Annotated in this window: 12 protein-coding genes; 9 read left to right on the forward strand and 3 right to left on the reverse strand. The window is 70.3% G+C overall.

Going from position 1 to position 11,629, the window contains the following annotated elements:
* Positions 1 to 6: 6 nt before the first annotated feature.
* The 6 genes from AB0I43_RS18135 (at position 7) to AB0I43_RS18160 (ending at position 5,541) form a co-directional block, all read left to right on the forward strand.
* Positions 7 to 960 carry an ABC transporter permease gene (locus AB0I43_RS18135; protein ID WP_356979387.1) on the forward strand — a complete coding sequence of 318 codons (954 nt, stop codon included), beginning with the start codon at positions 7 to 9 and terminating at the stop codon, positions 958 to 960.
* A complete protein-coding gene (locus AB0I43_RS18140; RefSeq protein ID WP_356979305.1) occupies positions 953 to 1,777 on the forward strand; it encodes an ABC transporter permease in 825 nt (274 codons plus the stop codon). Before AB0I43_RS18135 ends, AB0I43_RS18140 begins: the two co-directional genes overlap by 8 nt.
* Positions 1,774 to 2,667: an ATP-binding cassette domain-containing protein gene (locus AB0I43_RS18145; RefSeq protein WP_356979306.1), complete on the forward strand. Its 894-nt coding sequence runs from the start codon at positions 1,774 to 1,776 to the stop codon at positions 2,665 to 2,667. The genes AB0I43_RS18140 and AB0I43_RS18145 overlap by 4 nt, the downstream gene beginning before the upstream one ends.
* A complete protein-coding gene (locus AB0I43_RS18150) occupies positions 2,667 to 3,299 on the forward strand; it encodes an ATP-binding cassette domain-containing protein (protein WP_356979307.1) in 633 nt (210 codons plus the stop codon). The genes AB0I43_RS18145 and AB0I43_RS18150 overlap by 1 nt, the downstream gene beginning before the upstream one ends.
* A gap of 99 nt (positions 3,300 to 3,398) precedes the next feature.
* Positions 3,399 to 3,926, forward strand: coding sequence for a hypothetical protein (locus AB0I43_RS18155; protein WP_357432451.1), 528 nt, complete (start codon positions 3,399 to 3,401; stop codon positions 3,924 to 3,926).
* A gap of 97 nt (positions 3,927 to 4,023) precedes the next feature.
* Positions 4,024 to 5,541 (forward strand): alpha/beta fold hydrolase, encoded by a 1,518-nt coding sequence (locus AB0I43_RS18160; protein ID WP_356979311.1) that lies wholly within the window; start codon positions 4,024 to 4,026, stop codon positions 5,539 to 5,541.
* A gap of 19 nt (positions 5,542 to 5,560) precedes the next feature.
* Here the strand turns inward: AB0I43_RS18160 and AB0I43_RS18165 are convergent, their stop codons facing one another.
* Genes AB0I43_RS18165 through AB0I43_RS18175 form a run of 3 tightly spaced genes read right to left on the reverse strand, consistent with a single transcriptional unit; the run spans position 5,561 to position 7,509 of the window.
* Positions 5,561 to 6,211 carry a response regulator transcription factor gene (locus tag AB0I43_RS18165; protein WP_356979313.1) on the reverse strand — a complete coding sequence of 217 codons (651 nt, stop codon included), beginning with the start codon at positions 6,209 to 6,211 and terminating at the stop codon, positions 5,561 to 5,563.
* Complete coding sequence (locus tag AB0I43_RS18170; RefSeq protein WP_357432452.1) at positions 6,208 to 7,365, reverse strand: histidine kinase; 1,158 nt, start codon at positions 7,363 to 7,365, stop codon at positions 6,208 to 6,210. Before AB0I43_RS18170 ends, AB0I43_RS18165 begins: the two co-directional genes overlap by 4 nt.
* A gap of 9 nt (positions 7,366 to 7,374) precedes the next feature.
* Entirely contained in the window at positions 7,375 to 7,509 is a 135-nt protein-coding gene (locus AB0I43_RS18175; RefSeq protein ID WP_356979317.1) for a hypothetical protein, read from the reverse strand.
* A gap of 89 nt (positions 7,510 to 7,598) precedes the next feature.
* On the opposite strand from AB0I43_RS18175, the gene AB0I43_RS18180 reads away from it, so the two are divergent.
* The 3 genes from AB0I43_RS18180 (at position 7,599) to AB0I43_RS18190 (ending at position 11,543) form a co-directional block, all read left to right on the forward strand.
* Positions 7,599 to 8,417, forward strand: a complete 819-nt coding sequence (locus AB0I43_RS18180; protein ID WP_356979319.1) for an alpha/beta hydrolase — start codon at positions 7,599 to 7,601, stop codon at positions 8,415 to 8,417.
* 189 nt (positions 8,418 to 8,606) lie between these two features.
* Positions 8,607 to 10,157, forward strand: coding sequence for a DUF1214 domain-containing protein (locus AB0I43_RS18185; protein WP_356979321.1), 1,551 nt, complete (start codon positions 8,607 to 8,609; stop codon positions 10,155 to 10,157).
* Positions 10,158 to 10,187: 30 nt separating this feature from the next.
* Positions 10,188 to 11,543 carry a DUF1254 domain-containing protein gene (locus tag AB0I43_RS18190; protein WP_356979322.1) on the forward strand — a complete coding sequence of 452 codons (1,356 nt, stop codon included), beginning with the start codon at positions 10,188 to 10,190 and terminating at the stop codon, positions 11,541 to 11,543.
* Positions 11,544 to 11,629 lie beyond the last annotated feature (86 nt).

The raw sequence follows: 11,629 nt of genomic DNA on the forward strand, positions 1-11,629 counted from the left end.
GGCCCCATGGTCGGCCGGCGGTTGCTCGCCGTGCCGCCGGTGCTCGCGCTGGTGTCGCTGGGCCTGTTCGCCGCCGCCGCGGCCTCGCCCTTCGATCCGCTGGTCGGCTACCTCGGCGACCGCTACGTCACGACCAGCCGCGCCGACCGGGATCTGCTCGCGAGCCGGCTCGGCATGGACCTGCCCTGGTACGAGCTGTACGGACGCTGGGTCCGCGGCCTGTTCTCGGGCGACCTCGGGATCTCGCGCACCTACGGTCAGCCGGTGAGTCAGGTACTGGCCGAACGTCTTCCGTGGACGATCCTGCTCGTCGCCGTCGGAATGACCGCGGCGGTCCTGCTCGCCCTGGCCGCCGGGGTGTGGGCGGGCATGCGTCGCGGGGGACCGATCGATCGGCTGCTGGCCGCGGCGTGCGTCGCGGTGCAGGGCCTGCCGCCCTTCGTGCTCTCGCTCGGCGCGATCGGCGTCTTCGCGGTCGGTCTGGGCTGGCTGCCGCCGGCCGGGGCGACCGACGCCGGGGTCGATCCCGGGCTCGCCCAGGTCGCGCGGCACCTGATTCTGCCCGCGGTCGTGCTGGCGCTGTCGCAGCTGCCGTGGCTGTTGCTGGCGGTGCGGGAATCGGTCTCGGACAATCGGGGTGAGGACTTCGTCGCGGGCGCGGCGGCCCGCGGGATCGACACCGCGACCATCGTGCGCCGCCACATTCTCCCGACCTCGCTGGCCCCCTTCGTCACGATCCTGGGTGTCCGGCTCCCGGAGATCGTCGTGGGCGCGGTCCTGGTCGAGGAGATCTTCTCGTGGCCGGGTATCGCGGGCGCGTTCGTGCGCTCGGCCACCGACCTGGACCTGCCGCTGCTCGCACTGCTGACGATCGGCGCGACCGGCGCGGTCCTGCTGGGGTCGCTGCTGGCCGACATCGCCTGCGCGGCACTGGATCCGAGGGTGCGTACCGATGGCTGAGCGCCGACGGCTCGGGCTCGCGATCGGGGTGCTCGCGGTGGTGGCCGGCTATGCGGTGCTGGTGCCCTGGCTCAGCGACATCGACGACCGGATCACGGATTTCGCGCTCGCCCGGCAGGCGCCGTCCGCGCGGCACTGGTTCGGCACCGACGCCGCGGGCCGGGATCTGTTCGTGCGGATCGCGGCCGCGATCCGGGTCTCGCTGCTGGTGGCGGCGGGCTCGGCGCTGCTGGCCACGGTGCTCGGCCTGCTCGTCGGGACGTTGTCGGCGCTGGCCGGGGGCTGGACCGATCGTGTCGTGATGCGGATCGCGGACACCGCCAACGCACTGCCGCACCTGCTGCTGGGCATCGTGATCGTCGCGCTCTTCCGGGGCAATGTTGTCGCGGTGGTGCTCTCGATCGGCCTCACCCACTGGGTGCAGGTGGCGCGCATCGTGCGCGCGGAGGTGCTGGGTCTGCGCGAGCGCGAGTACATCGCGGCCGCGCGCTTGGCGGGCGCGGGCCGGGCACACCTGCTGACGGGGCACCTGCTGCCCGCCGTGGCGCCGCAGGCGCTGATCGCGGTGGTGCTGCTGCTGCCGCACGCCGTGTGGCACGAATCCACCCTGTCTTTCCTGGGATTCGGGCTGCCGCCGCACGAACCGAGCCTGGGCACCCTGCTCGCGGAGGCGCGCGGTGCGCTGCTGCTCGGCGGATGGTGGACGCTGGTGTTCCCCGCCGCGGTCCTGGTGCTGGCCACCCTCGCCGTCGCGGTCGGCGGCTCGGCGCTGCGCACCCTGCTCACGCCACCGAAACCATCGAGGGTGCCGCGATGACAGCTACCGATCTCGCCGCCGCCTCCGGGCTCGGCATTCGCGACCTGACCGTGCGGATTCCGCTGCGCCCCGGCGCGGTGGTGCACGCGGTGTCGGAGGTGAGCCTGGATCTGGCCCCGGGCACGGTGACCGCGCTGGTCGGTGAATCCGGGTGCGGGAAGTCGATGGTCGGCGCGGCGGTGCTGGGGATGCTGCCGGCGCACGCGCAGGTGCGCGGCACGGTGACGCTGGGCTCGATCGACGTGCTCGATGCCGTGGAAGCTGTCCGCGGTCGGCGCATCGGCCTCGTACCACAGTCTCCGGCAACGCATTTCACCCCGGTGCGCACGGTCGGCGCGCAGCTCGCGGAAACGATCCACGCGGTCGGCTCCCGCTACAGCTGCGCGGAACTCGCCGCGCGGGCGGACTTTCCGGTCTCGGCGCTGACCCGCTACCCGCACGAACTCTCCGGTGGCATGGCCCAGCGCGCGGCGATCGCCGCGGCCCTCGCCGGTGACCCGGAGGTTATCGTGGCCGACGAACCGACCTCCGGGCTCGATCGCGCCCGCACCGACCGCACGCTGCTCTTGCTGCGGCGCTGCGCCGCCGACGGGGCGGCGGTCCTGCTGATCACCCACGACCTCGGCGCGCTGCTGCGCACCGGCGTCGCCGATCGGCTCGCGGTCATGTACGCCTCCCATCTGCTCGAGGTCGGCCCCGCCGCCGACGTGCTGGACGACCCGTGGCATGCCTACACCCGGGACCTGCTGGCCGCCCTGCCCGCGCGCGGCATGCATCCCCTGCCGCACCCGCCCCCGGTACTGACGAACCTGACCGTCGACCGCCCCTATCTGGGCCCCGGCACGCTGATCCCCAAGGGGTCACGCATGATTCGCGAAAGGGCGCACTGATGCTCGCGGCCACCGCCGTCACCGCCGCCTATGGCAAGTCCGAAACCCTGTTCACCGACCTCGATTTCACCGTGCGCCCCGGCGAGGTGGTCGGACTGAGCGGCGACTCCGGTTCGGGCAAAACCACTCTCGTGCGGCTGCTCGCGGGCCTGCTCACCCCGGCCGCCGGCACCGTCACCCTCGACGGCGCGCCACTACCGAAGCGCGGCACCGACATCGCCGTCGTCTTCCAATCGCCTCGCACCGCGACCAACCCCCGCTTCACCCTGGCCCGCATCATCGCCGAGCCCGCCCGCATCCGCGGCGAACGCCCGCCCGACCCCACCCGCTTCGCCACCGAAGTCGGCCTCACCCCCGACCTGCTCGACCGCCGCCCCCACGAGGTCAGCGACGGCCAACTCCAACGTGCCTGCCTCGCCCGCGCCCTCGCCCAAAACCCCCGCTACCTGCTCTGCGACGAAGCCACCGCCATGCTCGACGCCGCCACCACCGCCGCCCTCCTGCGCTCGATCACCGCCCGCGCCGCCACCGCCGCCCTCGGTGTCCTGCTGGTCAGCCACGACGAAGACCTCCTCGCAGCCTGCTGCACCCGCACCACCACCCTGAACGCACCCGGGCTCGGGGCCTCCTGATGGCGTGCCGGGCTCGTCTCGCGACCAAGGCTGGGTAGTCGGACAGCGCTCCACCGTCGAGGTGCGGTAGAAGTAGATCTCGAGGTCGAGAGGTGTGCGGTGAGTCAGGTACGCAAAGTGGTGGGTGGGCCGCTCACACTCGTGTGGATGCTCGGGGTCAGCGCGGCGTCTGTCGCGTACGTGCTGCTGGTGACCGGGCAGGGGATGCGGGTCGGTCAGCATGTCGATGCTGATGTCGGCCCGATCTTCGGGTTGCTGGGTGGCGTCGTCGCCGGGCTGGTGTCCTGGTCGCTGTTGCTGCGGGTTGCGTGGCGGTTTCGGCGAAAGTACCTGCACCGCAAGGCAGCACACGCCACCGGTTCGGTGGTGGATTCGAGCTACCGGAAGACTCTCCGCACCAGCGTGGTGACCCAGCGCGAGGTGAGCATCGAAGCGTCGGTGACCCATCCGGAGACCGGCGAGACATTTCAGGTACGTAAGAAGTACTGCTTCGTCGAGTTCAGGGCCCGGCGGGCCAGAGCGCTGCACGCCGAATTCTCCCCGGGGGCAACGATACCCGTGCTCTTGTACGGCAGATACGCGGCATTCGATCTTCCGGACCGCCCGGGATGGCTCGATATCTGGTGATCCCAGGGTGAAGTCTCTCGTGCGACCGATCCCAGTGCGGGGAAAGTCGTCCGCTCGGTAGACGCCGGACCGGGTTCCGCTGCCTAGCGTCGATGCGGTGACTGAGAGCAGAAAAGTACTGGCAGCGGTGGTGGCCGCATGGGCGGTCGTGGGGTCGGCGGCGTGCGGCGCCCCCGTGCCCGAACCGCCGCGAATCGCCTGGCACGATTGCCGCACCGGTCCGGAGGATGAGATCGGCGCGCGACTGGCTGCGGCCGGGGCCCGCTGCGGCGAGTTCCACGCTCCGCTGGACTACGCCGATCCGGACGGCCGCACCCTCACCCTTGCGGTCGCTCGGCGACCGGCCACCGACCCGGCCCGGCGGCTGGGCACGCTCGTGGTGCAGACCGGCGGACCCGGACCCTCGCGCGACGGGGTAACGATGCTGCTCGACGGGCCCGAGGGCGGTCACCCGGCCGCGGCGGAGATCGCGCAGCGCTACGACATCGTCGGGCTGGATCCGCGCTTCTTCGGAGCCAGCACCCCGCTCGAATGTGGCTGGCCGACAAATGATTATCTCGGCCTCGCGCAGACTGCCCCGCAGGATCGCGCAGGCTTCGACCGGACGGTCTCGCTCGCCACCGACCTGGCCAGACGATGCGAGCCGTATCGCGACCTGCTGCCGCACGCCTCCACCCGTAACGTCGCACGAGATCTCGATCTGCTGCGCACGCTCCTGGGCGAACGCGACCTGAATTTTCTGGGATGGTCCTGGGGCACCTACGTCGGCGCGGTCTATGCGCAGATGTTCGGCGACCATGCGGGGCGGGTCGTGCTCGACAGCGCCCTCGACCCCCGTGCCCCCGGACCCGACCTGACCCGCGCGAGCGCACCCGCCGGAGCGGCCGCACTGGAGGATTGGGCGCGCTGGGCCGCCGCGCATCCCGAAGTAGGCTGGGGCGCAACGCCGGAGCAGGTCCTGGCCGAGGTCGACCGCGTACTCCAGGCGATCGCCGCCGAGCCGGTGACCCTCGCCGGGGTCACGGTGACCAGCGAGATGATGCCGGGACTGCTGCTGACCGTCGACGATTCCGACACCTCCTACACCGAGTTCGCCGCTCAATTGCGCGCACTGTCGGATGCCACCCAGCGCCGCCCCGTCGACCTGCCCGCGGGCACCGCGGCCAAACTCGCCCTGTACGGCGACGATTCGGTGCTTCCGGAACTCGGCTTCAGCGCGACGGTCGCCAACCAGTGCGCGGATCGGCCCGCCCGCGATCCGGAAGACCATTTCACCGACATCGAGGCCCATCGGGCCGCCGAACCGATCTACGGCCCGCTGGCCCGGCGCGCAACCCCGTGCTCGCTCTGGCCGGCCGGGCCCGCCGAGCCTGCCACCGAGGTCGCCAACCCCACGCCCGCGCTGCTGATCGGAGCCGAGGGCGACCCGGTCGCGCCCCGGGCAGGACAAGACGCGATGCGACAGGCTTTGACCGGCTCGCGCACCGTGACGCTGAAACACGCGGTCCGCCACGGCGTTTACCTCTTCGAGCGCAACGTGTGTGTCGACGACGCGGTGGCGCGCTATCTGGTGGACGGGCGACTGCCCACCACCGACGTGGACTGCCGACGCTGATCGGAAAGCCGCCCGGGGCTCACGCCCCTGGGCGGCCCAGCCCGGCTTCGTGCGCGAGGATGACCGCTTGCACCCGGTCCCGCACACCGAGCTTGGCGAGAATATGGCGCACATGGGTTTTGACGGTGCCTGCGCCGACCGCCAGCGTGACCGCGATCTCGGCGTTGGACAGCCCGCGCGCCATCACCCGCAGCACTTCGAGCTCCCGCTGGGTCAGCGTGGCGACCAGGCGTCGCGCGGCCGGGTCCAGGGGCGGAGCCAGCCGGTGGAGGAGACGACGGGTGGTGGAGGCGGCCAAGATGGCATCACCGGCGTGGACCGTGCGCACCGCGGACAGGAAGTCTTCCGGCGGCGCGTCTTTGAGCAGGAATCCGCTGGCTCCGGCCCGCACCGCCGCCATCGCGTAGTCGTCGAGGTCGTAGGTGGTGAGCACCAGTACCTTCGGCGGCCGCTCGGTGGCCAGCAGCCGCCGAGTGGTCTCGATGCCATCCATCCGGGGCATTCGGACATCCATGACGACCACATCCGGGGTGGTCCGGGCCGCCGCCGCGAGGGCGGCCACACCGTCTCCGGCTTCGCCGACGACCCGCAGGTCCGGTTGTGATTCCAGCACCATGCGGAAACCGGCGCGTACCAGCACCTGGTCCTCGACGAGTAGCACGGTGATCACAGCGGAATCCGGACCCGCAACAGATGCCCCGGCGCCGCTTCGCGTCGCTGGAACTCGAGGACGCCGCCGTGCGCAGACACGCGCTCGCGCATTCCGATCAGGCCGAATCCGCTACGAACGGAATCGGTTTCGTGATCCGGGGCAGGGGACCGGCCGTCATCGGCGACACTGACCAGCAGCCGTTGCCGTTCCCGTCGAACCGAGACGACGGCTTGTGCGTCGAGGCCGGCGTGTTTGACGACGTTGGTCAAGCCTTCCTGGACGATGCGGTACACCAGCAGTCCCAGCGCGGGATCCGGTTCGACGCCCGGCAGGTCGACGGTGAGTTCCACCGGCAGCCCCGCCGCACGCAGATCCTCGACCAGCGGAACGAGATCGGGGATTCCCGGCGCCGAGTCGTCCCGCAGCACACCGAGTGCGCGCCGCGTTTCGGCGAGCGCGGCGCGCCCCTGCTGCCCGATGGCCCGTAGCGCGTCCACCGCCCGCTGCGGGTGCGCGTCGGCCGCGTACCGGCCGCCATCGGCCTGCGCGATGATCACGCTCAATGTGTGCGCGAGTATGTCGTGGATATCGCGGGCGATCCGGGTCCGCTCGGACAGCACAGCCAGGCGGACACGCTGCTCGTGGGCGGTCTCCGCCAGCTCGGCCCGCTCGGCCAGCGCGGTGAGCTCACCACGGCGCGCCCGCTGCCAGGCCCCGCCCAGCCAGGCCGCGACCACCGTGCTGGCCAGAAACGCGCCGACCAGGAGATGCGCGAGCGCGGGCATCGGCAACTGCGGCCAACTCCATCCGCCGAGCGCCGCGCCGCCGAGCCCGAAGATCAGCCCGAGCCGGCTCCAGGACCCGCGCCCGTGCGCGGCCAAGGTGTACACCGTGATCGGCACCGCGGCATCGGCGAAGACCGCCCCCGTGGTGTCGCGCACCGTCAGCCATTGCGCGCCGGCGGCCACCGCCACGGCCACGGCCGACCATTCCGGCAGGCGTCGCCGGACGGCCAGGGGAGCCGTCAACGCCGCCGTGAAAACGAAGTACTCGAGCCCGGCGTGCACCAGCATCCCGATCAGCGCGCACACCGTACCCAGCACGCCGGCCACCGCCGCGTCGACCACCGTGGGCCGCCGGCGCAGCCAGTGCACCACCCGTTCGTCGACCACCCGCTCACCCTAGATCGAGCCGTCCATCCGCTCCTCACCTCCGGGGATGAGATCCGGTGCGACCTGCGGCATACCTGTCCCGGGCCGGATCGCCATGCCGATCCGGGCGCGCGTCGCCGAGGTGTGGGTTGCGTATCCCGGCATTGGTGTTACAGACTGTTGCAGCAACTTGTATGTGACGTTGGGTCTCGCTAAACCGGCGAGGGCGCAACGCGAGGATCCGGAGGACATCGGTGTCCCACGCATTCGATCTGGGCTCGGACGCGCTCGATCTCGCCTACGACGTTCGGGGACACGGCCCGACGCTGATCCTGCTGCACGGGCTCGTGCACCGGCGCCACGCCTGGGATCCGGTCGCCGAACGGCTGGCCCGCCATCGCCGGGTCGTCACCGTCGACCTGCCCGGCCACGGTGACTCGCCCGATCTGCCCGAGGACGCGGACGTCCTGGAGGCCTCGATCGAACGCCTGAGCCACTTCGTGCAGGCCATCACCCCCGCCGGCGAAAAGCCGCATCTGGCCGGGAACTCCCTGGGCGGCTACCTCGCATTGGAACTCGCCTGCCGCGGCCTCGCGCGCTCGGTGACCGCGCTCTCGCCCGCCGGGTTCGCCCTGAGCGCGCTCGATCACCGGCGCTCGGTCGCGATGTTCACCGGCCTGCGCGCCGCGGTCCGCCTGATGACCGCCGACCGCGTCAGCGCCGCACTCGTCAGCGCCCCGCTCCGGGCGGCGCTGCTCGCTGCCTTCTACGCTCGCGGCTGGAAGGCCGACCCCGTCACAGCCGCCATCGACGTGCGCTCGCTGCTGGAGAACGCCGTCATCGATCGGGCCACCAGCACCCCGACTCCGATGTTCACCGATCCGGCGGGCGTGGACTGCCCGGTCACCATCGCCTGGGGCCGGCGCGATCTGATCCTGCCGGTCTACCAGGCGCGCCGGGCGCGCAAGCTGTTCCCGGATGCCACCATGCTGACCCTGCCCGGGCTCGGACACGTGCCGATGCCCGACGATCCCGCGCTGATCAGCACCGTTCTGCTGGCGGGCAGCGCCTGATCGTTCGTCGCCCCGGCGGGGCGCGTATCGTCGCACAGCCGCGCCCTCGGCCGGATCGAGCGATCTCGATGTGCCCTGGCCAGGGCACAGCGGTGCCCTGGATCTGCCCTTAGCGTGAAGATCACACGGGTCGCGGCTCGCCCTTCGGCGCGGAGTTCCCGCGACCATCGCGATCCGAAAGGCGTCCCGATGACCGAGAACGATGCTTCCGCGGCCATCTCGACCCCGGATCACGTCGGCACGGCGTGGGGCGATTTCCGATTCGAGGGCGGATTTCCGACGCCCGGATCCCGTGCCGCCGCCTATGCCGTACTCGATCGAATCCACGCGATCGACGCGTTCATCGCGGGCTTGCCCGCGGTATCGCAGTGGGCGCTGCGCGAGGGTTTCGCCGCCGCCGGTGTGCACGACGGCGACGTGCTGATCTTCTCCGACCTGATGGACTGCCGTTCGCTCTTTCTCACGGCCAACGCCGACACCGTGTATTTCTGGACGTTTCTCGATCTGTCGGACGGTCCGGTCGCGATGGATGTGCCCGAGGGCGTGCTGGGCGTTGTCGACGACATGTGGTGGCGTTGGGTCGCCGATGTCGGAGTTCCGGGCGCGGACCGAGGGCTCGGTGGGCGCTACGTCTTCGTCGGCCCCGCCTATCGCGGCCCGCTTCCCGAGGGCGGCGCGTTCGTCCACCGTGTGAGGACGAACCGAATATCGCTGCTGGGACGGGCCTTTCTCGACAACGACGACCCGGCGCCCGCCGTGGCGCGCATCCGCGACCAACTGCGCATCGGTCCGTACACACCTGGGGGCACCGGTACCTCGGTCGCGTTGTTTCTCGCGGGCGAGGCACCGCTGGCCGCGGCCGGTGAGCTGCCCGCGCCCCGCTTCGTCGAGGGCAGCGGCTTGTCGATGAACACCATCTATCCCAACGACGTCCGGTTCTTCGACCTGCTCGACGCCGCAATCCAAAACGAACCGGCCTCCGCATTGGATCCCGAGGTGGTCGCGCCGATCGCGGCGGTCGGCTTGGGCAAAGACGTCACCTTCGCTCCGGACGCGGAGCGGACGGCACTGCTCGCCGACGCCGCCGCGACGGCGAACGTGCTGGTCAGGTCTGTCGCGATGGCGCCGCGGGAGGCCGAGGGATTCGCTTACTATCCCGGCACCGGATCCCAGTGGACCTCGCCGCTCTTCGCGGGCGGATACACCTTTCAGACGCCGCCCCCGCAGGTCACCGCTGCCGGAGTCGAGCCGTATCCGGATCGGCACGCGAAATTGCTCAACGCACGGTCGTCGTTCTTCTACATGGCCACCGGGATCACCCCTGCCATGTGCATGAATCTGCCCGGCATCGGGTCCCAGTACATCGCGACCACCGTCGACGCGACCGGCGCGCCGCTACGCGGCGATCGGCGCTACCGCCTGCGGCTTCCCGCCGGGATTCCGGCAGCGAAATTCTGGTCGATCACCCTCTATGACAACCAGACCCGATCCATGCTCGATACCCCACAGCGCTTTCCCCGCGCCGGCTCCCAGAATTACCCCACGCCCGCCGCTACCGCGGGAGCCGACGGCAGCACCGTCTTGTGGTTCGCGCCGGAACAACCGGCGGAAGCGGGAATCGGAAACTGGGTGCAGACCGATGCGAGCCGAAGCTGGTTCGCGATCCTGCGTTTCTACAGTCCCACGCCTGCCTTCTTCGACAAGAAATGGCGACCCGGCGAGATCGAAGTGACCGACTAGCCACACCGTCGCAGCAGAAAGGGACACCCGATGAGACAGTTGCCGGCACCCGACATCATCGCGCGCATCAGAAAGGAAGCGCTGCGCAACCGGGCGGTGGAGGCGTACAAGTTCTTCTACCCCACGGTGTCGATGCAGCTCAATTTCGAGGCGCTCGAAGAACTCGGCGCACCGGTGAACCGAGGCTTCCTGATCCAGCTCACCACCCCGGATCTGGTGACGCTGACGCAGAACTCCGACACCCCGTACGGTCTGGCCTACGGTGACGCCGCCGACGGTCCGATCGTCGTGGAGGTGCCGCCCGGCCCGATCATGGGCGTGGTCGACGACCAATACTTCCAATTCGTCACGAACATGGGCTTCGTCGGCGAGGAAGCGGGCGTGGGCGCGAAGTATCTCTTCGTCGGACCCGGCTACGCGGACGACCCGCCCGAGGGTTACCTGGTGAAGCGCATGCGCACCAACCGATTCCTGGTCTGCGCGCGAGCGCCGTTCCCCGATCCGGAAGAAGGCAAAGCGCTGCTGCGGACCCTTCGGCTCTATCCGCTGTCCGTGGCCGATCGCGTGCCCGACAACAGTTTTCAGGACATGTCCGACGGCAAGGCGGTCGCCAACCCGTGCGTGGTCGACGGCACCCTCGAATACTGGAACGTCCTCGCGCGGGCTCTGCACCAGGACGTCCCCTCCCGGTCGTATTACAACGAACTCGGCATGCTCGCCGACCTCGGGCTTCGCAAGGACCGACCGTTCGAGCCGGACGCGGAGATGGTCGAGGTGCTCACGACCGCGGCGGTGCAGGCGAACGAGCAACTGGTGGTCGCTGCCTTCGCGGACAACGACCCGCAACGCCTGGTCTGGCCGGACCGGCGCTGGGAATGGGTCGTCTACTCCGACGGCGAGAACGGCTACTACGAACAGGATTTCCTGCACCTGTCGGTGCGTGAACGCTGGTTCTACCAGGCCACCCTGGAGACGCCGGCCATGTTCCGGCACTCCGAAGGAGCGGGGTCGATCTACTGGCTGGCGAACGTGGACGCCCAGGGTGCGCCCCTCGACGGAGCGCACTCCTACACGCTGACGGTTCCGTCGCCGGTCCCGGCAGCCCAGTTCTGGTCGGTGACCCTCTACGACCTCGACACCCGCTCCGAGATCAACACGCCCCAGTTCAAACCGGTGCTGACCTCGCTGCGCGATCATCTGACGCCCGACGCAGACGGGAACATCACCCTGCATTTCGGCCCCGACCGCCCCGACGCCGAAGTGCCCTGGCTGCAAACGAATCCGGGCAACAGCTGGTTCGCCTATTTCCGCATCTACGGTCCGAGCGCGGCGGCGTTCGACGGAACCTGGCAGCCCTCCGACTTCACCCGGCACCACGGTCGCTGATCCCCGCGGTGGTTTGTGCGCGTGCACAACAGCTTTGGACGCCGACCTTGTGCAGCCGCACCTATTGCTGTGGCGGGCACCACACC

This window comes from Nocardia sp. NPDC050435 (genome assembly GCF_040655395.1).
In the GTDB taxonomy this organism is placed as follows: Bacteria; Actinomycetota; Actinomycetes; order Mycobacteriales; family Mycobacteriaceae; genus Nocardia.